Origin of the sequence: Plantactinospora veratri (genome assembly GCF_036421995.1) — a bacterium.
GTDB lineage: Bacteria > Actinomycetota > Actinomycetes > Mycobacteriales > Micromonosporaceae > Plantactinospora > Plantactinospora veratri.
Window position 1 is genome coordinate 471,776 of the sequence record NZ_JAZGQL010000008.1, and the last position, 24,550, is coordinate 496,325.

The 24,550-nt window shown below is 71.8% G+C and carries 19 protein-coding genes; 10 read left to right on the forward strand and 9 right to left on the reverse strand.

Translation table 11 applies throughout. The annotated features are described in order from the left end of the window. Positions 1 to 13: 13 nt before the first annotated feature. Entirely contained in the window at positions 14 to 1,177 is a 1,164-nt protein-coding gene (locus tag V1634_RS14390; protein WP_331208285.1) for a glycosyltransferase, read from the forward strand. A 229-nt stretch (positions 1,178 to 1,406) separates the two neighbouring features. Here the strand turns inward: V1634_RS14390 and V1634_RS14395 are convergent, their stop codons facing one another. The 8 genes from V1634_RS14395 to V1634_RS14430 all read right to left on the reverse strand — a co-directional run bounded on the left by V1634_RS14395 (position 1,407) and on the right by V1634_RS14430 (position 11,111). Continuing rightward, complete coding sequence (locus V1634_RS14395) at positions 1,407 to 1,886, reverse strand: hypothetical protein (protein ID WP_331208286.1); 480 nt, start codon at positions 1,884 to 1,886, stop codon at positions 1,407 to 1,409. A gap of 125 nt (positions 1,887 to 2,011) precedes the next feature. Then, a complete protein-coding gene (locus V1634_RS14400; protein ID WP_331208287.1) occupies positions 2,012 to 3,817 on the reverse strand; it encodes a glycoside hydrolase family 15 protein in 1,806 nt (601 codons plus the stop codon). Continuing rightward, positions 3,814 to 4,290, reverse strand: a complete 477-nt coding sequence (locus tag V1634_RS14405; protein ID WP_331208288.1) for a hypothetical protein — start codon at positions 4,288 to 4,290, stop codon at positions 3,814 to 3,816. The genes V1634_RS14400 and V1634_RS14405 overlap by 4 nt, the downstream gene beginning before the upstream one ends. Before the next feature lie 245 nt (positions 4,291 to 4,535). Then, positions 4,536 to 5,798: a multiple monosaccharide ABC transporter permease gene (mmsB, locus tag V1634_RS14410; protein WP_331208289.1), complete on the reverse strand. Its 1,263-nt coding sequence runs from the start codon at positions 5,796 to 5,798 to the stop codon at positions 4,536 to 4,538. A 6-nt stretch (positions 5,799 to 5,804) separates the two neighbouring features. After that, entirely contained in the window at positions 5,805 to 7,421 is a 1,617-nt protein-coding gene (mmsA, locus tag V1634_RS14415; RefSeq protein WP_331208290.1) for a multiple monosaccharide ABC transporter ATP-binding protein, read from the reverse strand. Between the two features lie 112 nt (positions 7,422 to 7,533). Then, positions 7,534 to 8,661 (reverse strand): multiple monosaccharide ABC transporter substrate-binding protein, encoded by a 1,128-nt coding sequence (gene chvE / locus V1634_RS14420; protein WP_331208291.1) that lies wholly within the window; start codon positions 8,659 to 8,661, stop codon positions 7,534 to 7,536. A 108-nt stretch (positions 8,662 to 8,769) separates the two neighbouring features. Next, a complete protein-coding gene (araA, locus tag V1634_RS14425) occupies positions 8,770 to 10,311 on the reverse strand; it encodes an L-arabinose isomerase (protein ID WP_331208292.1) in 1,542 nt (513 codons plus the stop codon). A 254-nt stretch (positions 10,312 to 10,565) separates the two neighbouring features. Beyond that, a complete protein-coding gene (locus tag V1634_RS14430) occupies positions 10,566 to 11,111 on the reverse strand; it encodes a DUF523 domain-containing protein (protein WP_331208293.1) in 546 nt (181 codons plus the stop codon). Between the two features lie 214 nt (positions 11,112 to 11,325). Between V1634_RS14430 and V1634_RS14435 the strand changes: the two genes are divergently transcribed. The 9 genes from V1634_RS14435 (at position 11,326) to V1634_RS14475 (ending at position 23,059) form a co-directional block, all read left to right on the forward strand. Continuing rightward, complete coding sequence (locus V1634_RS14435) at positions 11,326 to 11,736, forward strand: four-helix bundle copper-binding protein (protein ID WP_331208294.1); 411 nt, start codon at positions 11,326 to 11,328, stop codon at positions 11,734 to 11,736. Between the two features lie 234 nt (positions 11,737 to 11,970). Beyond that, a complete protein-coding gene (locus V1634_RS14440; RefSeq protein WP_331208295.1) occupies positions 11,971 to 13,527 on the forward strand; it encodes a hypothetical protein in 1,557 nt (518 codons plus the stop codon). Between the two features lie 200 nt (positions 13,528 to 13,727). Further along, entirely contained in the window at positions 13,728 to 15,137 is a 1,410-nt protein-coding gene (locus tag V1634_RS14445) for a trypsin-like peptidase domain-containing protein (RefSeq protein ID WP_331208296.1), read from the forward strand. 275 nt (positions 15,138 to 15,412) lie between these two features. Then, the gene (locus V1634_RS14450) at positions 15,413 to 16,495 is read left to right on the forward strand and encodes a glycosyltransferase (protein ID WP_331208297.1); all 1,083 of its coding nucleotides are present in this window, start codon (positions 15,413 to 15,415) and stop codon (positions 16,493 to 16,495) included. Then, complete coding sequence (locus tag V1634_RS14455; protein WP_331208298.1) at positions 16,482 to 18,044, forward strand: hypothetical protein; 1,563 nt, start codon at positions 16,482 to 16,484, stop codon at positions 18,042 to 18,044. Before V1634_RS14450 ends, V1634_RS14455 begins: the two co-directional genes overlap by 14 nt. After that, on the forward strand, positions 18,041 to 19,249 hold the full coding sequence (locus V1634_RS14460; protein WP_331208299.1) for a glycosyltransferase family 4 protein: 1,209 nt from the start codon (positions 18,041 to 18,043) through the stop codon (positions 19,247 to 19,249). Before V1634_RS14455 ends, V1634_RS14460 begins: the two co-directional genes overlap by 4 nt. Continuing rightward, positions 19,246 to 20,508: an MATE family efflux transporter gene (locus tag V1634_RS14465; RefSeq protein ID WP_331208300.1), complete on the forward strand. Its 1,263-nt coding sequence runs from the start codon at positions 19,246 to 19,248 to the stop codon at positions 20,506 to 20,508. The genes V1634_RS14460 and V1634_RS14465 overlap by 4 nt, the downstream gene beginning before the upstream one ends. A 27-nt stretch (positions 20,509 to 20,535) precedes the next feature. Beyond that, a complete protein-coding gene (locus V1634_RS14470) occupies positions 20,536 to 21,807 on the forward strand; it encodes a DUF1800 domain-containing protein (protein WP_331208301.1) in 1,272 nt (423 codons plus the stop codon). A gap of 1 nt (position 21,808) precedes the next feature. After that, positions 21,809 to 23,059: a DUF1501 domain-containing protein gene (locus V1634_RS14475; protein WP_331208302.1), complete on the forward strand. Its 1,251-nt coding sequence runs from the start codon at positions 21,809 to 21,811 to the stop codon at positions 23,057 to 23,059. A gap of 18 nt (positions 23,060 to 23,077) precedes the next feature. Here V1634_RS14475 and V1634_RS14480 read toward each other — a convergent pair whose 3' ends face one another. Beyond that, a complete protein-coding gene (locus tag V1634_RS14480) occupies positions 23,078 to 24,475 on the reverse strand; it encodes a sugar transferase (RefSeq protein WP_331208303.1) in 1,398 nt (465 codons plus the stop codon). Positions 24,476 to 24,550: the final 75 nt, after the last annotated feature.

Here is a 24,550-nt window from a genome sequence, read left to right on the forward strand (position 1 = left end):
AGATGTCGACACCATGTCCAGTGAGGTGGCAGCGGTGATCCGGGTGCTGGTGGACGGGCGGATCGACGCCCCCGACGGCATCGGGCGCTACACCCGCTGCACGGTCGCGGCGCTGCGGTCCGCGGATCGGATCCGGCTCGACGTCCTGGCGCCGACCGGAACACCCCGGTACGGCTCGGCGGAGGCGGACGAGCTGCTCGACGCCGCCCGCCGGGTCGACGCGGAAGTGATCCACCTGTTCGACTACCGGATCCCGTGGCCCGATCCCGGCATCCCGCTGGTGGTGACCGTGCACGACGTCGTCCGGCTGCTCGATCCCGGCCTCTGCTACTCGGATCCGGCGTTCGCCGCGCGGTTCGGTGCCGCCGACCTCGCGGCGCTGCGCCGGGCGGCGGCGGAACTGCGCACCCTGACCCCGCCGGCACCGGCCGCCCGGGCGCGACCCGCCTCCGCACACGAGGAGTACTACGGCCTGATGATGGCGCACCTCGCGGCGACGGCGGCCCGGATCGTGGTACCGACCGAGACGGTCGCCGGGCAGTTCCGCGCCAACGTACGGGCGGACGCACCACTGCGGGTCAGCTCGTGGGGCAGCGACCATCTGCTGGCCGCACCGGCACCGCCGGACGGGGCGGTACCGTCGCTGCCCGAGTTCGTCCTCTACGTCGGGCTGGCTCGGGCGCACAAGCGGATCGGCGCCGTGCTGGACGCGTACGCCCGGACGGCCAGCCGGCGTCGCGGCGTACCGCTGGTCCTGGTCGGCGGCGACTTCGCGCCCGGCGCTACCGGCGCCGAGCAGGTTGCCGAGCATGCCGTCGGCGCCGACGCGGTGCTGCTCGGCGCGGTCGACGACGGCGTGTTGCAGGCGCTCTACCGGCGGGCCGGCGCCGTGGTCAGCCTCTCGGCGAGCGAGGGCTTCGGGTTCCCGCCGCTGGAGGCGCTGGCTGCCGGGGCGCCGGTGGTCGCCGCCGACATTCCCACCTACCGCGAGCTGCTCGGCGCGGCGGCGCGGCTGGTCGACCCGGACGACGTGGCCGCGACCGCCCGGGCGATCGACGAGTCGGTTGCCGCCGGCCCACCCCCGGCGGCGGCCGGTGTCGCTCCCCGGTCCTGGGCGGCGCACGGGCGGGCGCTGTTGCGGCTCTACCGGGAGGCGGTGCAGGAGCGGGCACGGTGAAGGGAGCGGCCCGGCGCGCCCGGGGTGGTGGCGCACGGACGGGCGCCGATCCGCTCTGCCGGTGGCAGGATCTACCGGACGGAGCGGGTCCTGCCGCCCGACGCCGCCGGGCTGTTCGCCCGGGCTCGTCGGCTCGTCGGCTCGTCGGCTTCAGCGGTGCCGGGATGTCGGCCGAGAGCGGCGTACCGACCTTCCGGGCAGTTGATCCCTCGGACGGTGCGAAGCGGTGTCACATGACGTACGTGAAGCTGACCCAGAAGACGAGCGCGGAGGCGGCGAGCAGCCCGCCGAGGGTGGTACCTGTCATGATCAGTGCCGGAGCGATCCGGACCCGGTCCCGGAGCAACAGGTAGACGCCGATGGCGGCGATGAAGGCGATCACGGCGAGGTAGACCACGAAGAGGAAGCTCGCGGTGACGACGGCCGCCGAGCCTGCGGCGGCCACACCGGCCCGGCGGGGACCGAGGTCGCGCCGGAAGACCGGATAGCCGACGGCGGCGGTGAAGAGGGCGACGAATCCCACCACCGCCGGAAGCGCCAGGCTGGCGAGGTAGAGCATCAGCAGGAAGCTCGCGGTGACGCCGACCGCCACGCCCACGGCGGCCACGACGGCGCGGCGTGGCCCGAGGGCGCGCGGCTGGACCAGGTAGCCGACGGCGCCGGCACAGACGGCGGTGGCGCCGACGAGGAGCGCGAGAGACGAGTCCACGGCCTACCTTCCGATCGAGGACGAGGGGTCGCCGGACGCTGGGAATCGTACGAAAGCCGCGCACCTCCGCCAGGTCCCCGCTCGTGCGTGCCGGCCACCCGGCCCCGCGCTCCCGGACCGACCGGCTAGCGGACCGGTGCCGACCGGATCGCGAGTACGGCCTGCACGAGCGCGGCGTGGGTGAGGGTCTGCGGATAGTTGCCGAGGTGGGCACCGGTCACCGGGTCCATCTCCTCGGCGTAGAGACCCAACGGGCTCGCCCGGTCGAGGAGTGCTCGGAACAGCTCGACCGCCTCGGCCCGCCGCCCGGTGCCAGCGAGCGCCTGGACCAGCCAGAAGGAGCAGGGCAGGAAGGCCGCCTCGGAGCCGGGCAGGCCGTCCCGGCCGGGCGGGTAGCGGTAGAGCAGGGCGCCGCCGGCGCCCAGGTCGCTCCGGATCGCCGCGATGGTGCGCTCCACCCGGGGCGAGTCGGGATCCTCGATGCCGAGCAGCGGCAGTACCAGCAGCGCCGCGTCGACCTCCCGGGATCCGTAGCCGCGGACGTAGTTGCCCCGGTCGGGGTCGACGCCGTGCACCCGCACGTCGTCGACGATCGCCTGCCGGGCGTCGCGCCAGCGTCGCCGCTGCCGGTCCGGGAGCGGATGGGTCTGGGCGATCCGCAGCGCCCGGTCCAGCGCGAGCCAACCCATCAGCTTGGAGTGCACCTGCTGGGTGGGGTGGCGCAGCTCCCAGATGCCGGCGTCGGGTTCCGGCCACCGCCGGGCGACCACGTCGGCGAAGCCGCGTACCGTCCGCCAGGTCTCCCCGTCGAGGCGGTGTCCGGCCTGTGCGTACACCCAGGCTGCGTCGACGACCCAGCCGTAGCCGTCGAGTTGGTGCTGGTGGGCGGCACCGTTGCCGACGCGTACCGGGGTGCTGTCGGCGTAGCCGGGCCAGCCGCCGAGTCGCCGCTCGACCGGTACCCGCAGGCCGTCGAGTGTGAACAGTGCCGGCAGGCGCGGCCGCTGCAACCGGCTCGCCCGCAACAGCCAGGCGAGGAAACCACGGGCCTGGTCGGGCTTGCCGACCCCGAGAAAGGCGGCGATTCCGATGCTGGCGTCCCGGGGCCAGACGTAGCGGTAGTCCCAGTTCCGTGCCCCGCCGGGCTGCTCCGGCAGCGAGGTGGTCGGCGCCGCGACCGGAGCGTGCGACGGCGAATAGGTCAACAGGCGCAGGGTGAGCAGGCTGCGCACCACGACGTCCCGGAACGGCAGGTCGAGGTCGAGGTCGGCGACCCATGCCCGCCAGTACGCCTCGTCGGCGCGCAGCAGCTCCCAGGCCGCCTCCGGACCCACCTGGATCAGTGGTTCCCGGTGCGCCACCACCAGTACGAAGGTGACCGGCCGGCCCGGGTGGACGGTGATCGGGGTCGGTCGGCCGGGTTCGACGACCGGCCCGGGAGCGCCGTTCAGCGACACCGCGAGCGCATTCCACTCGCAGACGGAGACCGTCCCGTGCCGGCGTACCCGGGGCGGCCGGTGGCCGGCACCGAGCCGAGGATCGAACTCGACGACGGCGTCGGCGGGGCCTCCCTCGGCCTGGAGTCGCCGGACCAGCAGGGTCGTCGGCAGCAGTCGACCGGTGACCTCGGCGACCATCCCCTCGGTGAGGGTGAGGCGTCGCCCGCCGATCGCCCAGGTGGTCCGCAGGGTGGTCGTGTCCCGCCGGTACCGCCGCTCGACCGGTTCGGCCGCTCGGGCGGGGCCGATCCGGTACGTGCCCGCCGCCGGGCCGCCGACGAGCCGGCCGAACAGGGGCGGGCCGTCGAAGCGGGGTACGCACATCCAGTCGATCGCACCGGCGCTGGAGACCAGGGCCGCCGTGCGGGTGTCGCCGAGCAGCCCGTAGTCCGCGATCGGCGGTGGTGGCTCGGCGGCGCCGGCCGGGCTCATCGGGCCTGGAGGAGCAGCCCGAGGACGGCCCCGTAGAGGAGGTGCACGGCGACCGTGACCACCGGTGTCTGCATCCCGTAGTTCAGGGCGAGCAGGCCGGGCGGCTCCAGTACCGCCGTACTGGCCGGGCCGGCCCGGGGCGAGGCCATCCGGGGATGTACGCCGGGCAGCAGCGGCAGCAGCACCGTCAGCGCGATCCCGACGTGCACCATGCCGAGCAGCGCGCCGATCCACCAGGTGGCCCGGCCGAGCAGGGCGAACGTCCCGGCATAGCCGAGCGCGAAGCCCTGACCGGCCAGCAGGTGGATGAAGAAGCCGGCCACCCGGGCCCGGTCGGGGTCCTCGGTGACCAGGGTGCCGAGGATCAGCGGCAGGTCGACGCGGGTGAGCCCGGCGAGCTGCGCGGCGGTCATCGCCGCGGTGAGCGCGGCGGTGGCCACCACCCCGAAGAGTGCCCATCCCGCCCAGTCCATTTCAGCCGGCGCGGCCGACCGCCGGGACGCGCCGGTCCGGCCCGGTCGCCGGGGCGCATACCGGATCGACCATGGACCTGCCTCCTGACTCTGCGCCGGGTTCGGGGCCGCAGCGGGGCGCCCGGCGCCTCGACACGAACCTGACCCGAATTCGTCCGGATATCTACCGTATGCGCCAACGAGGTTCAGGTCCGTACGGCTCGCCGGGCCGGCACCGTCGCGGATGGCCGGTCGTGCTGGGCGAGTTACCGGGCGGCTCCGGCGCGCCGCTTGGTCCAGACGTCGAAGGCCACCGCCGCGAGCAGCACGGCGCCCTTGACCAGCATCACCCGCTCGCTCGGCGCGCCCATCAGCGACATGCCGTTGTTGATGACGCCCATGATCAGACCACCGGTGATCGCCCCGACCACCTTGCCGACGCCGCCCTGTACGGCCGCACCGCCGATGAACGCCGCCGCGATGGCGTCGAGTTCGAAGGCGTTGCCGGCGGTCGGCCCGGCCTGGTTGAGCCGGCCGGCGAAGATGATCCCGGCGAGCGCGGAGAGTACGCCCATGTTGACGAAGATCCAGAAGATCACCGACTTGACCTTGACACCGCTCAGGGTCGCGGCCTGGAGGTTGCCGCCGACGGCGTAGATCTGCCGGCCGAAGACGGCCCGGTTGGTCAGCAGCGAGTACGCCAGGATCAGGCCGGCGAGCAGGATCAGCACCCAGGGCAGGTTCTTGAACCGGGCCAGCTGCACGATCACCGTCATCACCACGACGCCGGCCAGGGCGAGCTTGAGGACGAAGATCGGCAGCGGCTCGACGGTCTGCTGGTAGCCGAGCCGGGCCATCCGGCCGCGCCACTGCACCAGTACGATGCCGGCCATCGCGGCGATCCCGACCAGCAGGCTGAACAGGTCGGCGCCGCCCAGCGGGCCGAGCCCGACGTTGCCCAGGTAGCCCTCGGTGAAGCCGTTCGCGAGGGTACGCACCGGGTCCGGGAACGGCCCGATGCCCTGGTTGCCGAGGACGGTCAGGGTGAGCGCCCGGAAGAGCAGCATGCCGGCCAGGGTCACGATGAAGGCCGGGATGCCGAAGTAGGCGATCCAGAATCCCTGCCAGGCACCGATCAGCCCGCCGACGACGAGGGTGATCAGCAGGGCCAGCGGCCATGGTACGTCGTGTTCGACCATCAGCACGGCCGCGACCGCCCCGGTGACCGCCACCACCGAGCCGGCGGAGAGGTCGATGTGCCCGGCGATGATGATCAGGATCATGCCGATCGCCAGGATCAGCACGTACGAGTTCTGCACGACGATGTTGGAGATGTTCTGCGGCTGGAGCAGGGCCCCGTCGGTCAGCACCGAGAAGAGCAGCACGATCAACGCGAAGGCGACGTAGATGCCGCTCTGCCGCAGGTTGATTGAGAGCCGGCGACCGGGACCGCCGGCCGGGGCGGACGGTTCACCGAGACCGGGTCCGCTCACCGCGACATCGGCGTTGGTGGGTGCGGTGGCGCTCATCGAGGTCTACTCCTGTCCGTTCGTCGGTCCGCTCGGACGGCCGGCGGCGTCCGCCGGGCCCGGGTCGTCCGAGGTGGTGCGGGCGTCGCCGTGGTCGGCCTGGCCCTTGGTCATGTACCGCATCAGGTGTTCCTGGGTCGCCTCCGCGCGGGGCACCTCGGCGGTGACCCGGCCGGCGGAGAGGGTGTAGATGCGGTCGCAGAGGCCGAGCAGTTCGGGCAGCTCCGACGAGATGACCAGGATGGCCTTACCCTCGTCGGCGAGCCGGTTGATGATCGAGTAGATCTCGTACTTGGCGCCGACGTCGATGCCCCGGGTCGGCTCGTCGAGGATCAGCACGTCGGGATTGGTGAAGATCCACTTCGACAGTACGACCTTCTGCTGGTTGCCGCCGCTGAGCTTGCCGGTCACACTCAGCACGCTCGGCGCCTTGATGTTCATGCTGGCCCGGAACCCGTCGGCGACCTGGAACTCCCGGTGGTCGTCGACCCAGCCGCGCCTGGCCAGCCGGCTCAGCCCGGCGGCCGAGACGTTCCGCTTGATGTCCTCGATCAGGTTGAGGCCGTACCGCTTGCGGTCCTCGGTCGCGTACGCGATGCCGTGCCGGATCGCGTCCCGCACCGACCGTACGGTGATCTCCCGACCGTCCTTGACCAGCCGGCCGGAGATGTCCGTCCCGTACGAGCGCCCGAAGACGCTCATCGCCAGCTCGGTACGGCCGGCGCCCATCAGCCCGGCCAGCCCGACGATCTCGCCGCGCCGCAGCGTGAGGTTGGCGTTCGAGACCACCACCCGGCCGTGCTGGTTGGGGCTGTGCACCGTCCAGTCCTCGATCCGCAGCACCTCGCTGCCGATCCGCGGCTCGCGCGGCGGGAAGCGGTGGTCGAGGTCCCGGCCGACCATCCCGGAGATGATCCGGTCCTCGGTCACCACGTCGGTGGCGGGGTCCAGGGTCTCGATCGTCCGGCCGTCCCGCAGGATGGTGATCCGGTCGGCGATCGCCGCGATCTCGTTCAGCTTGTGCGAGATGATCACGCAGGTGATGCCCTGGTCGCGCAGGCCGCGCAGCAGGTCGAGCAGGTGCGCCGAGTCCCGGTCGTTGAGCGCCGCGGTGGGCTCGTCGAGGATGAGCAGCCGGACCCGCTTGGCCAGCGCCTTGGCGATCTCGACGAGCTGCTGCTTGCCCACGCCGATGTCGCTGACCTGGGTCACCGGGTTCTCGTAGAGCCCCACCCGGGCCAGCAGCGCGGCGGCCTCGTGGTTGGTCCGGTTCCAGTCGATCAGTCCACGACTGGCCCGCTCGTTGCCGAGGAAGATGTTCTCGGCGATCGAGAGCTGCGGACAGAGCGCCAGCTCCTGGTGGATGATGACGATCCCGCGCCGCTCGCTGTCCCGGATGTCGGCGAACTCGCAGGGCTCGCCGTCGAAGGAGATCTCCCCGGAGTACGAGCCGTGCGGGTAGACCCCGGAGAGCACCTTCATCAGGGTGGACTTCCCGGCGCCGTTCTCGCCGCAGATCGCGTGGATCTCACCCCGGCGCACCGAGAGGCTGACCTCGTGCAGCGCGCGTACCCCGGGAAAGGTCTTGGTGATGTCCCGCATCCGCAGAATGTCGTCGGTCATGCCAACGGATCGCCTCCTGGGTCGGTGGGTGGACCGGGGTCGCCGGCGTCGGGCCGGCATGGTGCGGCGGCCGCCTCGCGGGGATCTACCCGGGGCGACCGCCGCGACCGTACTACTGGATCTGTTCCGGCTTGTAGTAGCCGGTGTCGATCAGCGTCGCCTTGTAGTTGGCCTTGTTGACGATCACCGGGTCGAGCAGGAAGGAGGGCACGACCTTGTTGCCGTTGTCGTAGTCCTTCTCGTTGTTGACCTCGGGCTTGCTCCCCTTGAGCACCGCGTCGGCCATCTTGACCGCCACCTCGGCGAGCTGCCGGGTGTCCTTGTAGATGGTCGAGTACTGCTCGCCGGCGATGATGGACTTCACCGAGGCGACCTCGGCGTCCTGCCCGGTCACGATCGGGTACGGCTGCCCGGCGGTGCCGTAGCCGTTGCTCTTCAGCGCCGACAGGATGCCGATCGACAGCCCGTCGTACGGCGAGAGCACCCCGTCGACCTTGACCCCGCCGCTGTACGTCTTGGTCAGCAGGTCCTCCATCCGACGCTGCGCGGTGCCAGCGTCCCAGCGCAGGATCGCGACGGTCTTGAAGTCCTTCTGCCCGCTCTTGACCACCAGGGTGCCCTTGTCGATGTACGGCTGGAGCACCGACATCGCGCCGTTGAAGAAGAAGGTGGCGTTGTTGTCGTCGGGCGAGCCGGCGAAGAGTTCGATGTTGAACGGACCCTTGGCGGTGCCGTCGCTGCCGTCCTCGTTCTTCAGCTTCAGCCCGACCAGCAGCGAGGTCGCCTGCTGCACCCCGACCTTGAAGTTGTCGAAGGTGGCGTAGTAGTCGACGTTCGGGCTGTTGCGGATCAGCCGGTCGTACGCGATGACCGGGATCTTGTTGTCCGCCGCGTTCTGCAACTGGGTGGTGATGGCGGTGCCGTCGATCGAGGCGATGATCAGCACCTTGGCGCCCTTGGTGATCTGGTTCTCGATCTGGGCCACCTGGGTGGGGATGTCGTCCTGGGCGTACTGGAGGTCGACCTTGAAGCCGAGCTTCTCCAGGCCCGCCTTGACGTTGTTGCCGTCGTGGATCCACCGCTCGGAGGACTTCGTCGGCATGGTGACCCCGACGAGCGCCCCGGCGTTGTCGCTGGAGCCGGCCTCCTGGTCCACGGTCTTGGTGCTCGATCCGCACGCGGTGAGCGCGACGGCGAGCGTGGCGGCGCCGGCCACCGCCGCGAGCCGAACGAATTTCATCTGGTCCTCCATTTCCTGCGGATGCAAGGAAGGGCCCCTTCTTATCGCATTCTGTATAGGAAGGGGCCCTTCCTTACACCTCAGAGCTACTGGGCGTGGGGGTGCGGGTCAGCCCCGGCCGGGCAGACCCTGGGCGAGTCGGTGGTATGCCTGGTTCCAGCGCAGCCGGTCCCGGAAGTCGGTGGTCGTGGTCCGCTCGTCGATCAGCACCAGCTCGGTGTGCAACATGTCCGCGAAGTCGCGCAGCGTGGCCGAACCCACCGCCTGGGTCAGCACCGTGTGGTGCGGTCCCCCGGCGGTGAGCCACGACTCGGCCGAGGTACTCAGCGACGGCGCGGGCTTCCACACCGCCCGGGCGACCGGGAGCCGGGGCATCGGCTCGTCCGGCGGCACCACCTCGATCTCGTTGGCGACGAGGCGGAACCGCTCGCCGAGGTCGGCCATCCCGATCACCACGCCGGGACCGGTGGTGGCGTCGAAGACGAGCCGGACCGGGTCCTCGCGGCCACCGATGCCGAGCGGGTGGATCTCGCAGGACGGGCGCGCGCCAGCGATGCTCGGGCAGACCTCGAGCATGTGCGCGCCGAGGATCTTCGGTTCACCCGGCCCGAAGTGGTAGGTGTAGTCCTCCATGAACGAGGTTCCCCGGGGCGATCCGACACCCATCGCCTTGACCGCGGCGAGCAGGGTCGAGGTCTTCCAGTCGCCCTCGCCGCCGAAACCGTAGCCGTCGGCCATCAGCCGCTGTACGGCGAGTCCGGGAAGTTGCCGTAGCCCGCCGAGATCCTGGAAGTTCGTGGTGAACGCCCCGAACCCGCCGTCGACGAGGAACTCCCGCAGGCCGGCCTCGATCCGGGCCGCGTACCGCAGCGACTCGTGCCGGTCGCCGTCCTTGGCCAGTTCCGGGGCGAGCCGGTAGGTGTCGGCGTACTCGCCGACCAGGCGCTCGACCTCCTGGTCGGCGACCCGGTCCACCACCTCGACAAGCTCGTTGACCCCGTAGGTGTTCACCGAGACGCCGAAGCGAAGCTCCGCCTCCACCTTGTCGCCCTCGGTGACGGCTACGTCACGCATGTTGTCGCCGAACCGGGCCAACCGGAGGTTACGCAGGTGCGCGAAGCCGAGCGCGGCGCGGGCCCACTCGTCGATCCGGGTCACCACGGTCGGGTCGGAGGCGTGCCCGGCGACGGTCTTGCGGGCCAGTCCGAGTCGCGTCTGGATGAAGCCGAACTCCCGGTCACCGTGCGCGGCCTGGTTGAGGTTCATGAAGTCCATGTCGATGGACTCCCAGGGCAGCGCCTCGTTGAGCTGGGTGTGCAGGTGCAGCAGGGGCTTGCGCAGCGCGTCCAGGCCGGTGATCCACATCTTGGCCGGCGAGAAGGTGTGCATCCAGGCGATCACGCCGAGGCAGCCGGGGTCGGCGTTCGCCTCCAGCAGGATCGCGCGGATCGCCGACGCCTCGGTGAGGACGGGTTTCCAGACGATGTCCGCGACGATCTGACCCGAGCCGGTGAGCGTACGCAGAATCTGCTGCGACTGGGACGCGACCTGGTCGAGGGTCTCCGGACCGTACAGGTGCTGGCTGCCGGTGAGGAACCAGATCTGCGGATGCGTGGCCGGCGGCATGTCCACCTCTCCTACTTGGGGCATGGCTCCTGCCAGCCCCGACGGTCTGGTCGCGATCACGTCGCGAGCCGAGTGTTACCGCTAACATTGGAGCAGTCAAACCGTACACCGTAACGCTTCAGTAACGGGAGACGCGGAATCCGCAGGTCGTGCGCCGAGGCGTCGAGCGGTCGGTCCGGTACGGCGAACGGTCGGTGTCAATGGCTTCGACGGCCCAGCCTCCGGGACCTCGGCGTTCAGCCTCCGGGACCGGCGCTCAGTCCCCGGGACCTCGGCGCTCAGCCCCCGGATGTCGCCGGGTCGGGCGGGAACGGCGCCGAGGCGTCGTACTCGTGGTGTGCCACGACCCGGAACCCGTTGCGCAGCAACAGGGCCGCCGTGACGCCCTGGCCCTCCACCCGGTTGCGCCGGAACGTCCCGTCACTGATCTGCCGGCAGCCGCAGGAGGGGCTGTAGTCCTGAAGCACCGCCCCTGCCGCTCCGGTGGCCCGGGCGATCCGCAGGGTCCGCCGGGCACCCGCCAGGTACTCCTCGGTCACGTCCTCGCCCCGGTGGGTCAACACCCGGGCACGGCCGTCCAGGACGTCGAAGCCGTCCCCGCCGACGATCTCCGCACGGTCGCGCGGGGTCGGCAGCCCGCCCATCACCTCCGGGCAGACCAGCCGGACCCGCGCGTCGGCGGCGGGCGCGACCTCCTCCTTCGCGGCGCCGCCGTCGTAGGCGCACCGGGTACCGGCCAGGCAGGCGCTCATCAGGAACGGTGCGCCGCCCTCCGGGGCGGGTCCGGGCGGTCTGTCGTCGTCAGCACCGCTTGCGACGTCCATATCCGGTCCTCCGCGGGGTCTGCTCGACAGCTCGGCACGGAACATCGCGGTCCGGTCCCGATTCTAGGCGGGGCGGCCGACGTGGTGACCGGGCAACCGAGCGAGGCCGCAGGCTCGGCCGGTCGCGGCCCGAATGAACCCGGGTGGCACCGGGTATCGGCGGGTGGACGGCCCACGAACGCGGAGCCGACCGCCGAGGCGAGGAGACGCGGAGATGACTGCCGCCACCCGGCCCATGCTGGCCACCTACCCCGGAGAGATCAACCTCGATCGCGACCTGCTGGCCCGGTCGATCGACGCGCTGCTCGCCTGCGCCCAGGCCTGCACCTCGTGCGCGGACGCCTGCCTGAGCGAGGCGGACGTCGCCCAGCTCGTCAAGTGCATCCGGACCGACCTCGACTGCGCCGACGTCTGCTCCGCCACCGCGCGGGTACTGTCCCGGCACACCGGTTACGACGCGAACCTCAGCCGCAGCCTGCTCGAGGCGTGCGCGACCGCCTGCCGCTCCTGTGCCGAGGAGTGCGAGCGGCACGCCAAGATGCACGAGCACTGCCGGATCTGCGCCGAGGCGTGCCGGGTCGCCGAACGGGCCTGCGGCGAGCTGCTGGCCGCGATGGGCCGCTGACGACCCGATCCGCTGACGACCCGATCCGCCCCGGGACCGGACCGGGCATACCGCTCGTCCCGGCACTGTCCACTTCGTCCCCGTCGCGCCGAACACGCTGAGTCAGTACTCATGTACTATCACCGGACGACTGCGGCGGGCACTACACGACCACCGACCCCCTGTGGAGGGGCCTCGGGCGCACTGGTCTCGCCTCGCTAGGATCCGCACAGGGCGAAGCGGAAGTGGGTTGGGATGCAGCCAGTGGGTCCGTACCAGTTCATCGAGGCGGTCAGCCTCTGCCAGGTCGGCAGCGTCTGGTCCGCCATCGACGGGCAGGGCAACTCGTACACGGTGGCTGTGCTGGACGCCGCCGTCGCGAGTGACCAGCGCTGGCGGGACGCCTTCGTCGGCACCGCGCACGCACTGGCGCAGCCCGGCTCGGGCGGCCCCCGTTACGTGCACGCCGAGTTCGCCGCCCCCGCGCCCTGGGTCGCCTACGCCGCCAGCGAGGCCGACGGCGCCGAGCGGCTGTTCGCGGCGCTGGGCATGGAGTGCCGACCCGCTCAGGAGCAGCTCGGGGACGGCGAGTCGCCGACCGTGAAGACCGCCGCCGTCGCGCCGAACGCCACCGGCTCGACGGCGGGCGCCGCGACGACCGACGACGAACTGGCCAGCCCCACCACCCGGCTCACCCCGGGCGTGCCGCCTCCCACCCCCTGGCAGGCCGGGCCACCACAGTCGACGCCACCGGTGAACGCCGCCCCGACGTCGGCGCCGCCGCACCAGACGTCGGCACCACCACACCAGACCTCCGCGCCGCCGCACCAGACGTCCGCGCCGCCACACCAGACCTCCGCGCCGCCGGACCAGACCTCCCATCCGCCGTACCAGAGTTCGGCGTCGCCGCAGCAGAGTTCCGCGCCGCCGTACCAGAGTTCGGCACCGCCGTACCAGAACTCCGCGCCGCCCTACCAGGTCTCGGTACCGCCGGACTCCGTCTCCGGGCCGCCGCAGCCGCTCCCCGAGATGCCGCAGGCGTATCCGGCCGACCTGTCGCCGAGCACGCCCGGACCCGACCCGCTCTATTCGCCGGTGCGGCACATCGTTCCCTCCGAACCGAAACCGCGCCGCAACCGGCTCTGGATCGGCATCGCGGCACTCGTCGTGCTGCTCCTGGCCGGCGGTGGGACGATCTTCGCCCTGGCCGCCAACGGCGACGATCCCGAGCCGCGCCCGACCGCTGCCCCGGAGTCGGTCAGCCCCACCCCGTCCGCCGTGGCGATCCCGACCGCCCCGCCGGTCGCTCCGGGCAAGGAGCCGCCGAAGGAGGTGAAGTGGCCGGCGGACTGGCCGAAGTTCAGTCCGAGTTTCCCCTTCCACACCCTCGAACTCGAAGGGCTCGGCTTCCCGCTCAAGACTCCGCAGGCCTGGCAGTGCACCCCGGCCGGACAGGCCGAGGGGTACGCGAAGTACAACTGCGGCGTACCGCCGGGCTCGGGGCCGGAGATCGGCGGCGAGTTGGTGGTCCGGTCCTGCTCGCCGTGCGACGGGGACTCCCGGTACCGGATGCGCCTGGCCGAGGAGGCCTGGGGGCTGCAATGGAACCGGGCCGGAGGGTCCGCCCTCTACGCCGAGTCGTTCCATCTTGAGGGGACGCCGGAGCGACGCTACGGCCTGGTGCTGATCGGGTACTACCGCACCGGTGCCGATGTCGACCGCCAGATCGTGCTCCGGATGACCTCGCCGGTGGACGGCGCCGGCCAGATCCGTCGGGTGGCGAACTACCTCCGTGATACGCTGATCTTCTGAATTGAAGATCGACGATCTTCGAATCGCACCCGTGCGCAGCCGAGAACGGATTCGGGCCGGCAGTGAGCAGAGACGTCCATCGCGGCGCAGAGCAGACCTCGTCTCACCGGGACACCGACGCCGGCCGGCGCGGCTGGTCGGGGCGGCGGCGAATCCCCCGGGTTAGCGTCCCCGGGTCGGCTCGGCCGAGCAGGGCGGCGATGGCATCGGCGGCGGCGGTCGCGCTCGTCACGGTCGCCATGGCCGGTCCACCCGCGAGCGCGGCGCCGGGGCTCACCCCGAACGAGCCGGCAACCGCGGTGGCCGGCCGGAGCACCGCCTATCTGGAGGCGACGTTCACCGGCTATCTGCGGTACACCGAACCGGACGGCACGAGCCGCCAGGAGCGGGTGACCGTACACCGCCGGTGCAGTGGCGTGATCGTTAACCCGGACGGGCACGTCGTCACCGCCAGCGGTTGCGTACGGCCCGACGAGCGGGAACTGCTGACCGACGCCCGGTACGCGCTGGCACAGACCCTCGTCGAATCCGCGCGACTGCCCGCCGACGGGGTGGATGGTTTCGTCCGGAGCATCGGCGAGACGGCCACCTTCACCGGTCTGCGCCCCGGCCAGGAACCCTCGTCGACCCTCTGGGGACAGCTCGGCGTCGCCCGGCCGGGCAGCACCGCCACGCCAGCGATCCGGACCACCCTGCTGGGCGTGGAGCGGAGCCTCGCTCTGGTGAAGATGTCCCGGACGGGCCTGTCGGCGATCGAGGTGCACGCCGGTGCCGACCCGAAACCGGGCAGCCAGGTCGTGATCCTGGGATACGGTCCGGACGAGCCCGACACCGGCTCCGACGAGTACCGGCAGCGGGCCCGACCGGTCGAGGTCGCCGCCGCTGCGCCGGATCGGCTGGCCGGCGAGGGCCTCGGGCCGAGTTTCCGGGGCAGCCCGGTGCTGGACGCCGAGGGTCGACTCCTCGCCATCGCCGACAGCGACCCGTCGGCCGCCGATGGCCGGACCCGGCGGTTCGTCCCCGCGACGGCTGTCGCCGAACTGCTCGCCGGTACCGGAGTCGCGAACCGGTTGAGTGAGGTCGACCGCGCCTACCGGGAGGCGCTGCACGCCTACTTCGCGGGACAGTTCTCGACGGCGATCCGCCGGTTCGACGACCTCCTCCGAGTGGCGCCCTCGCACAGCTCCGCGCAGACGTACCGGGAACGGGCACAGCACCGGCTCGATGTCGACGGGGACGCGGTCGAGAATTCCGCGCAGTGGCTTCGCTATCTGCTCTCGGCGGCGGTCGGAGTCCTGCTCGTCGTCGCCGCCGGCCGCGTCCGGCGGTTCGCCCGGGGCAGAGCCTCGACAGCAGGTTCGACCGTCCGCTCGACCGCCGGGTCGACCGCGCCGCCGGAAGGGGATGCTCCACCCGGCTCCCCGAGCCCCGCCGACGCCCCGCCGCCCGACGCCCCGCCGCCCGACGCCCCGCCGCCCGCCGAGCCGCCGCCCGCCGAGCCGCCGGCATCGCAGTCGGCGGCCTCCGACCCGCCTGCCGACGAACCGCCTGGCGACGAACCCACATCCGCCGGGTCGTCGACGACCGCGACCGTCGGAACTACGGGCTAGCGACCGCGAGAGTCGCCGGTACCGGACGGAGTGGAACCGGACCGGTACCGGTGAGGCCCGTGCCGCAGTGAGCGCCTGTACTACTATCTGGCGCGGCTCGCCGCACGGCCACGCCAGCGCCGCACCACGGCTACGGCCACGACGCCGGCGCGACCGGTGCCGGGATGTGCCCCGGACGGCTCGCCGACGGCTGCGCGGCCGTGCCCGGGGGTTCGAGGGGAGGAACGGAGATCGCGGCGTCATCTGCGGAGACATCAGGAGCCCGGACCACACCGTTGGCGGGACGCTCCGTCGCACTGGTACACGAGTGGTTCGGCGCGACGGGCGGCTCGGAGAACGTCTTCCTCTCGCTACACGGGATACTCCCGCACGCCACCGGTTTCGTCCTCTGGCGGGACCGGGACGCCCGGCGTGGGCTCGAGTTCCGGGAGTCCTGGCTCGCCCGTACGCCGCTGCGCCGGGCGAAGGCGCTGGCCCTGCCGGTGATGCCGCTCACCTGGCGTACCCTGACCCGGGAACGGTTCGACGTCGTCATCTCGTCCAGCCACGCGTTCGCGCACACCGTGAAGCTGCGGCAGGACCGGGACACCCGCTACCTGAGCTACGTGCATTCGCCGGCCCGCTACCTGTGGAGTCCCGACTTCGACGGGCGCGGCTCCGGCGGGCTCCTCGCGCTGCCCCGTACCGCATTGCGCCGTACCGACCGGCGACTCAGCCGCCACGTGCACAGTTACGCCGCGAACTCGGCCGAGGTGCGCTCGCGCATCCAGCGGTTCTGGCGGCGGGACGCCCGAGTGATCAACCCACCGGTCGACGTGGACTACTACCGGGACGCGCCCGAGCCGCAGCGCCGGCAGAACCGCGACTACCTGCTCGGGGTGGGGCGGTGGATTCCGTACAAGAACTTCGATCTGATGATCGAGATCGCCGACGCCGCCGGCCTGCCGCTGGTCATCGCCGGTTCCGGGCCGGCGGAGGAGTCGCTGCGGCGGGCCGCCGCCCGGGTACGGGTACCGGTCAGCTTCGCGCACCGCCCGTCCCAGGAACGGCTCCGCGAACTGTACTGGGGTGCCCGGGCACTCCTCTTCCCCGCGCACGAGGACTTCGGCATCATCCCGGTCGAGGCGATGGCCTGCGCCACGCCGGTACTCGGCGTCCGGCGCGGCGGTCTGCTGGAGACCGTCGTCGACGGGGAGACGGGCTTCCTGCTCGACTCCCCCGACCCGCGCCGGTACGCCGACGCGCTGCACCGTCTCGACGAGCTGGACCCGTCCCGGATCACCGCCCGCGCCACCGCCTTCTCGGCGGACGTGTTCGCGACCAACGTGACGTCGTGGGTCACCGATGAAGCGCGCTGACCGGGACACCGACTCCGGCGTGGCCCTCCGCGCCGCCCGCTGGCGTACCGCCCCGGTCGTCGCCTCGGCCGCCGGGGCCGCGCTGGTCGTGCTCCTCGGCGTCACCACCGTGCTCCCCCGGCCCACCGTGGCCGGGGCGCTCGGCCTGGTCGTGGTGGGGATCTGCCTGGCCGCGCTCTACCACGCCACCGTCGCCGAGTCCTTCGCACCCGTGGCGGTGACCTTCTGGGCGTTCGTCGGGGTGTGGGTCGGCTTCGCGCCGCTGTTGCAGATCCGGGACCGCCGGCTCCCCTGGCCCGACCTGCCGCTCTACCAGCACTACGTGACGGCTCAGGTGATCCTCATCCTGGCCGTCACCGCCTACTGGGCCGGTTACGCCCGCCGGCTGCCCGAGCCCCGGCAGATCTCGTCGGGCCGGCTCCGGGTCACCGTCGAGAAGGCGATCGTGCTGACCGGGCTGGCCCTGGTGATGGCGGTGGTCTGCCTGCCCCGCACCGGCGGGCTGGCGGTCCGGTTCACCAGCCGCGACGACCTGCAACGCGCCATCGAGCAGGCGGGTCTGCGCGGCGGCGGGGACCTCGCGCTCCTCGGGCTGTTCAGCACGCTGCCGGCCGCGACCAGCGTGGTCGCGCTGATCCTCTGCCTGCTCTGCTGGCGTAACCGCGGCTACGCCGACGCGAGAGCACGGCTGATCCTGGCCCTCGCCACGGCCGTCGCGGTCGCGTTGAACCTCGTCTACAACAATCCGCTGACCGCGAACCGGTTCTCGTCGTTCAGTGTGATGCTCGCCGCCGGCCTGGCGCTGGTCAGGCTCCGGCGGCAACGCTGGCGGACGTTGTTCTCGGTCGGGATGCTGCTCGGGCTCGCCGTCCTCTATCCCCTGGCCAACCTGTTCCGCAACGACCGGTCGCGCGGCAACCTGCGACTGGGCCTGGACGCCTACTACACCTGGGACTTCGACGGGTTCCAGCAGACCGTCAACGCCGCCTTCTATGTCGACAGCCAGGGCCACACCTGGGGCCACCACCTGATCTCGGCGCTCTTCTTCTGGGTGCCGAGGTCGCTGTGGGAGGGCAAGGCGATTCCCGCCGGGAACGTCGTCGCGGACAGCCGGGGTTACGAGTTCCAGAACCTGGCCCTGCCGTTCTGGGCCGAGGTCTTCGTCGAGTTCAGCCTGGTCGGCGTGGTGGTGCTGTTCTTCTGCTACGGCAAGCTCGCCCGGCGACTCGACCGGGCCCTGAACTCCTCGCCCGCGCACCTGCCGGTCGCGCTCGCCGTCATCTTCGCCGCCTGCCAGATCGGGCTGTTGCGCGGGCCGCTCGGCGCGCAGATCCCGTTCGTCGGCGCCGCGTTCGTGGTGCTGCTGGCCGGAGTACTCGGCTGGCGCGGCCGGATCTGGGGCCTCACCCGGCCGGACGAGGCCCCCGCCGCAGCGGGGTCACGCGAGCCGGCACCCGCGTCGAGAGAGCCGGCGGCAGCATCGACCGAGCCAGCGGAGCCGGCGGCAGCGTCGACCGGGCCGGTCGACCCGGTGCAGGTGCCGAGATGAACCGTCCCAGAGTCGCCGTCCTCGCCGACTGGTGGTGGCCGAACCTGGTCGGCGGGGCGGAGCGGTCGGCCCGGTCCGCCGCGCTGGAACTCGCCCGGACCGCCGAGGTCACGGTCTTCGTACCGGCGCCGACGGACGAGGTGTACCGCGACGGGCCACTCGTCGTGCACGCCGTGCGGCGGCCGTACGCCCGGCGGGTACACGCCGACTCGACGCTCCGGCGGGCACTGGAACTGCTGACGGCGTGGCTGCTGCCGGCGGTCGCGTCCGGGCAGATCCGCGCGCTGCGGGCGTACCGGCCCGACGTGGTGGTGGCGACGAATATCTCCCGTACCGGCCCGTGGCTGCTGCGCTGGGCCCGGTCGAGCGGGGTCCGGCTGGTGCGGTCGTACCACGACCTGAGCGACACCTGCTGGCGCCGCTCACGCCGTCGGGGCAGCGCGAACTGCGCCGACATCTGCGCCGACTGTCGGGTCAAGACGGCGGTGATGCGCCGGGCCACGCCACCCGGGACGGTCGCCGTCTGCGTCTCCGGCTTCGTCCGAGACGAGCTGCAACGGGCCGGACTGACCAGCCCGGGAAGCAGTCTGGTGGCCTATCCGCTGGTCGGTGCGGCGACGGTCGCGCCGGAGGCGTACCGGCCCGACCCGACGCGTCGGGTCCTCGGCTATCTCGGCCGGGTCGACCCGGTGAAGGGCGTCGAGGCGGCGATCCGCACCGCCGCCGCGTACCGGCGGAACACCGGCGCGGCGGTCACCATGCTCGTCGCCGGTGAGGGGCAGCCGGACTACCTGCGACGGTTGGCGGACCTCGCCACCGCGCAGCAGGTCGAGGTGGACTTCGCCGGTCAACTGGACGTCACGGCGTTCTGCGCCCGGATCGACGCGGCGCTGATCCCGTCCAGCTGGATGGAACCGTTCGGCCGGGTGGTGGTGGAGGTCGGCAGCCACGGCCGGCCCATGCTCGTCTCCCGGGTCGGCGGCCTGCCCGAGGCGGCCGCGGTCTCGGGTGGACGGTACGCCTTCGCCGACTTCGCGGACCCGGAGGCTGCCGCCCGTACCCTCGACGAGCTGCTCGCCGGGAAGACGGAACCGGCGAACCTGCCCGGTCAGGGCGCGGCGATCCGGTTGGAGCAGGGCGTGGTGACCGCCGTCGCACGGGCCCTGGAGGACTGGTCCGGGACCCGGGAGGAGGAACCCGCGTGACGGGCACGGCGACGACGACCGGCGGAACCGCCCGCTCCGGCGGACGGTCCTGGTCCACGCCGGCCCTCACCATGGGCCAGCTCGGGCTGATGGCCACCAGCCTGGTCTTCAGCCTCTCCCTCGGCTACGCGGGCGGACTGGCGGCGGTCGGCGCCGTCGCACCGGCGATGCTGGTCTTCCAGCTCACCTGCGGCGTCCTGCAACGTACCCTCGCCGAAGCGACGCTGCTGGCCACCGCGCACGAGGGCCGGCCGGCGGATCGGGCAACCTGCCGGTGGTCGGTGGCGGCCGCGCTGGCCGGCGGCCTGCTCGGCGCCGTCGTCGCGTTTCTGTCCAGTCTCGCCGTCCCCGACGTACCGGTGGAGCTGGCCCTCGGCTACGCGGCCGGCATCCCGTTCGTGATCGCGCTCGACATCGGCCGCTCGGCAGCGGTGGCCGCCGGTGCCGCCCGGCCGGCGTTCCTGGAGTCGGCGCTCTGGCTGGCCGTCCAGGTGGCGGCGTCGCTCTGCTTCGCGGTCCTGCGCTCGCCGCTCGGCATCTGCCTCTCCTGGGCGGTGGTGAACGCCGTCTTCCTCCTCGTCGCCGCCCGGCAGCCCGACCGCCGGCCGGCCCTGCGCGGCCTGCCGCGGTGGATCCGGTCCCGTCGGGCGGTCATGGGAGCCGCCTCGCTGGACGCCTTCGTGGTCGGCGTGACGCCGGTGCTGGCCATCCAGGTCACCGCGTTCGTCAGTACGGCTGCCACGCTCGGCGTGATCCGGGTCCTGCAACAGGTACTCGCTCCGCTGGCGTTCGTCGCGATCACCTTCCGGCGGGTGCTCATCTACCGGCGGCGCGACGACAGCGCCAGGACGCTCTGGCAGGATCTCCGCGACGGTCTGCTGTCGCTGGCCCTGATGGCCCTCGGTGCGGTGCTGCTCGGTCTGGCGGTGCTTCTCGGCCGGCGGATCGTGCCCGCCCTGGCCTTCATCCCGGTCGGCGCCGCGCTGGTGGCCGCGGGCGCGGAGAAGGCGGCGCTCGGCTTCTCCTACGGCTGCTCGCTGAGCAGGTTCGTCCGGGGCGAGTTCGACGTCCTGCTCCGCGCCCGGTACGTCATGCTCGGCCTCACCGTGGTCGCGGCGCCGCTGATGACGCATCGGTGGGGAGCGACCGGCTATCTCGTCGGGTCGACGCTGGGCATGGTCGGCTACTCCCTGGCGCTGTTGGGCCTGCCGAACGGTCGGCGGGCCGTCCCGGCCGGGTCGCGGCCCGGGTTTTCCTGACCGGAGTCCGTCCCCTATGTTTGCTACATGACCGACGTCGTCGCGCTCCTGCTGCGTCGGGCCGGTTTCGGTCCCACCGCCAGCGAGTTGTCCGCGGCGAAGCAGGCCGGTTACAAGGCGACGTTGGCCGCCCTGCTCTCCCCCGCCGGCCCGGACGTCGGCGCGACCAGTGCCCCGATACCCGTGCTGGCCCGGGATCCGTACGCGGGACAGCGTGACCCCACCCCGGAGCAGAAGGTCACCTTCGAGCGTCGCCGGGAGATCGAGACCGAGCAGATCACCCGGTGGTGGGTGGACCGGATGACGGTCGCCAGCCACCAGGCGGTGGAGAAACTGATTTTCTTCTGGCACGGCCACTGGGCCACCTCGATCAAGAAGGTCCGCAGCCCACAGCTGATGATGGTGCAGCACCGCACCTTCCGGCAGTCGACGGACTTCGTGACGATGGCCCGGCAGATGGTGGTCGACGCGGCGCTCTCGCTCTATCTGGACGGCAACCGCAACACCCGGCGGGCGCCGAACGAGAACCTCGCCCGCGAGCTGTTCGAGCTGTTCATGCTCGGGATCGGCCAGTACACCGAGAAGGACGTCAAGGAGGCGGGCCGGGCGCTGACCGGGTGGCGTTACAGCCTCGCCCAGGAACGCTCCATCTTCAACCCTGAAGAGCACGACGGTGGCAGCAAGACGATCCTCGGCTCGACACTGGACTTCACCGCGGCCACCCTGATCGACCTGCTGCTGGCTCAGGAGGCCTGCCCACGGTTCATCGCCGCCCGGCTCTGGTTCCGCTACGGGTCGTCGACACGTCCGCTGCCGGACGCGCTGCGGGACAAGATGGTCGCCGCGTTCCCGATCCCGATGGCGATGCTCAAGGTGATGTTCTCCGACGACGCGTTCCAGGCGACCAACGGCGAGATGGTCAAGCAGCCGATCGAGTGGTTCATCGGCGCCCTGCGGCAGCTCGGGCTGCGGCCGGCGGCGCTGCCGACGGAGACCCACGACGAGCTGCTCAAGATCCTGGAAGACCTGGGTCAGCTCCCGTTCGCACCGCCCAACGTCGGCGGCTGGCGGGCCGGTGGCGCCTGGCTGACCTCCGCCGCGGCCCAGGTCCGGCTCCGGCTCGCCGGCAAGATCGCCGAACGGGCCGCGGTCGACCGACTGACCCCGGAGAACCTGGCATACCTGCTCTGCGTCGACACCTGGTCCAACCGGACCTACGCGGTGCTGCGCGACGCGGCCGGCGATCCGCGCCGGCTGCTGACCCTCGGCCTCGTGAGCCCGGAATACCTGGTGGCCTGAGATGATGGACATACAGACGCGGCGGCGGTTCCTGCTCACCTCGGGAGTGGTCGGTGCCGGTGCGCTGGCCGCCGGTGCCGGCACGCTCGGCCTGGTCGAACTGCTCCGCACGGCGGACAGCGCCCGGGCCGCCACCGACGGCAAGCTCGTGGTGGTCACCCTCTACGGCGGAAACGACGGTCTCAACACGGTCGTGCCGTACGCGGATCCCGCGTACCACTCGGCCCGGCCCGAGCTGGCCTACGATCCGGCCGAGGTCCTGCACCTCGATGACCGGCTGGGGCTCAATCCGAGAATGCGAGGGCTGAAGAAGCTCTGGGACGAGAAGCGGCTCGCCATCGTCCTCGGTGTCGGATATCCCCGCCCGGACCGCAGCCACTTCCGGTCGATGGACATCTGGCAGACCGCCTCGCCGACCAGCCCGGTGCCGACCGGCTGGGTGGGACGCTGGCTGGACGGCACCTCGGCCCCGCCGGAGACGGCGGTGAGCTTCGAACCCGTACTGCCGCCCCTGCTGGCCGGGGAGAGCCGGGCCGGTGCCTGCGTCAGCCCGGCCGGCCTCAAGCTGCCGAACGGGATAACGCCGGAGATGATCGCCGCGTTGGGCCGGTCCGAGTCGGGCGAGTCGGCACTGCGCGGCCGGGCCGCGTCCGCCTACGCGGACCTGCTGCACGTGGAGCACCTGATCCGGGAGGCGGAGCAGGCGCCGAGAGATCCGGCCGGCCAGGAACTCGAACTCCTCACCACCGGCACCGGCCGGACGAGTTCACTCGGTACCCAGCTCGGGCTGGTGGCGCGGTGTGTCGAGGCCGGCGTACCGACCCGGGTCTATTCGGTGAGCCTGGACGGCTTCGACACCCACGCCGACGAGATCGGCGCCCACGAGAGCCTGCTGAAGCGGCTCGACGACGCGCTCTCGGGTTTCGTCGCCCGGATGTCCCGGACCGATGCGGGCCGGCAGGTGACGGTGGTCGTCTACAGCGAGTTCGGCCGGCGGGTCCGGGCGAACGCCTCGGACGGTACCGACCACGGCACCGCCGGCCCGGTCTTCGTGCTCGGTCACCGGGTGGCCGGCGGATTCTACGGCGAGCAGCCGAGCCTGGCCGATCTCGACGACGGCGACCTCAAGTCGGACCTGGACCTGCGTACCGTCGTCGGCACCCTGCTCGAGTCGGTGTTGGACGCCGAACCCGAGCGCTATCTCGACGGCTTCCAGGGCAGATGGTTGCCGCTGCTCCGGGCCGCGGCGTGACGGGCCGGCACTGACGGCTCAGCGACCACCGCCGCGGAACACCTCGGCGATCGTCCGTACCAGCACCTTGGTGTCGAGCCAGAGCGACCAGTTCTCGATGTAGTAGTTGTCGAACCGGGCCCGGTCGGAGATCGGGGTGTCACCACGCAAGCCGCTGACCTGGGCCAGACCGGTCAGACCGACCGGCACCCGGTGCCGCATCGCGTAGTCGGGGTGTTCGGCGGAGAACTTCTCCACGAAGTACGGACGCTCCGGGCGGGGCCCGACGACGGTCATGTCGCCGCGCAGGATGTTCCAGAGCTGGGGCAGCTCGTCCAGGGACGTGCGGCGCATGAACCGGCCGATCGGGCCGACCCGGCGGTCGTCCGCGATGGACCAGTTGGTCTGTGACTCGTGCTCGTCCCGGGGACGCATCGTGCGGAACTTGATGACCTTGAACGGTTTGCCGTACTGCCCGATCCGCTCCTGCCGGAAGAAGATGCCCCGGCCGCCTTCGAGGAACGTCAGCATCGCGCAGAACAGGATGACCGGGCTGAGCACGACGATCGCCACCGAGGCGAGCACGAGGTCGGAGGCACGCTTCACCGCCCAGCGCGGCCCGGAGAGGGTGGTGTACCGGATCTGCACGACCGGGATCGCTCCGATGTGGTCGGGCATCCCGCCGGGTGAACGCGACCCCCAGAGCCGCTGCACCGCCCAGAGGTCGCAACCGGCGCTCGCTGGGCGGCTCAACAGCTCCATCAACGCCGGTTCCGGACACTCCGGATCGGCGATGATCAGGACGTCACACTCCGTCAACGCGATCCGATCCTCAAGGTCCTCGAGGGTGCCGATCAGCGGCGCCGACCCCGGGAGGTGGCGGTGGGTGGAGTCGACGCACCCGGCGAACCGGAGACCGTACCGCGGGTTGCGCCGGAGCAGGCGGGCCAACTCCACTGAGATGGGGCCGCTGCCGATGATGATGGCGTTGTGCTCCACCCAGCGGCGCTGACGGGCGAGCACCACCGCGCGGCGGGTGATCGTGCGCCCCACGATGACCAGTCCGGCGGAGAGGGCGATGCCCCGCATGAAGCCCGCGACGTACTCCACCGAGCCGTGCCGCATCGCCGCGATGATCGCCACGGTGCCGGCCGAGGCGAGCAGCCGGCCGCAGAGGGTGGGCAGTTCGTCGAGGATGCTCATGTGGCGGCGGCCGCGATAGAGCCCACCGGCCGCGAAGATGGTCACCGTGAGACCGGCGGCGAACAACGTCCCCCGCCAGTAACGGTCCGTCAGCAGCAGCGGGACCAGCAGGGCGACCAGGTCGACCGGAGCGGTCACCATCCAGGCCCGGAGGCTGCGGGTCCGCTTCGAGGTGGCCGAGCCGGCGTAGGGAAGCACGGCGGTGGTGTCGAGTCCGGGCTGAAGCCTCTCCATGGGCTCGTCCGCCGCACGAGGGCGCGGGATCGTCCGGTGGTCAGCCTCGACCGGTCGGGACGGCTCCACCGGCTG

Excerpts from the sequence above, each read along its gene's own strand:
- V1634_RS14445 (WP_331208296.1), top strand. The coding sequence starts at position 13,728 with ATGGCATCGGCGGCGGCGGTCGCGCTCGTCACGGTCGCCATGGCCGGT.
- V1634_RS14400 (WP_331208287.1), bottom strand. The coding sequence starts at position 3,817 with ATGAGCCCGGCCGGCGCCGCCGAGCCACCACCGCCGATCGCGGACTAC.
- V1634_RS14470 (WP_331208301.1), top strand. The coding sequence starts at position 20,536 with ATGACCGACGTCGTCGCGCTCCTGCTGCGTCGGGCCGGTTTCGGTCCC.
- V1634_RS14390 (WP_331208285.1), top strand. The coding sequence starts at position 14 with ATGTCCAGTGAGGTGGCAGCGGTGATCCGGGTGCTGGTGGACGGGCGG.
- V1634_RS14455 (WP_331208298.1), top strand. The coding sequence starts at position 16,482 with ATGAAGCGCGCTGACCGGGACACCGACTCCGGCGTGGCCCTCCGCGCC.
- V1634_RS14480 (WP_331208303.1), bottom strand. The coding sequence starts at position 24,475 with ATGGAGAGGCTTCAGCCCGGACTCGACACCACCGCCGTGCTTCCCTAC.
- V1634_RS14440 (WP_331208295.1), top strand. The coding sequence starts at position 11,971 with ATGCAGCCAGTGGGTCCGTACCAGTTCATCGAGGCGGTCAGCCTCTGC.
- mmsA (WP_331208290.1), bottom strand. The coding sequence starts at position 7,421 with ATGACCGACGACATTCTGCGGATGCGGGACATCACCAAGACCTTTCCC.
- V1634_RS14460 (WP_331208299.1), top strand. The coding sequence starts at position 18,041 with ATGAACCGTCCCAGAGTCGCCGTCCTCGCCGACTGGTGGTGGCCGAAC.
- mmsB (WP_331208289.1), bottom strand. The coding sequence starts at position 5,798 with ATGAGCGCCACCGCACCCACCAACGCCGATGTCGCGGTGAGCGGACCC.
- araA (WP_331208292.1), bottom strand. The coding sequence starts at position 10,311 with ATGCCCCAAGTAGGAGAGGTGGACATGCCGCCGGCCACGCATCCGCAG.
- chvE (WP_331208291.1), bottom strand. The coding sequence starts at position 8,661 with ATGAAATTCGTTCGGCTCGCGGCGGTGGCCGGCGCCGCCACGCTCGCC.
- V1634_RS14475 (WP_331208302.1), top strand. The coding sequence starts at position 21,809 with ATGATGGACATACAGACGCGGCGGCGGTTCCTGCTCACCTCGGGAGTG.
- V1634_RS14430 (WP_331208293.1), bottom strand. The coding sequence starts at position 11,111 with ATGGACGTCGCAAGCGGTGCTGACGACGACAGACCGCCCGGACCCGCC.
- V1634_RS14435 (WP_331208294.1), top strand. The coding sequence starts at position 11,326 with ATGACTGCCGCCACCCGGCCCATGCTGGCCACCTACCCCGGAGAGATC.
- V1634_RS14405 (WP_331208288.1), bottom strand. The coding sequence starts at position 4,290 with ATGGACTGGGCGGGATGGGCACTCTTCGGGGTGGTGGCCACCGCCGCG.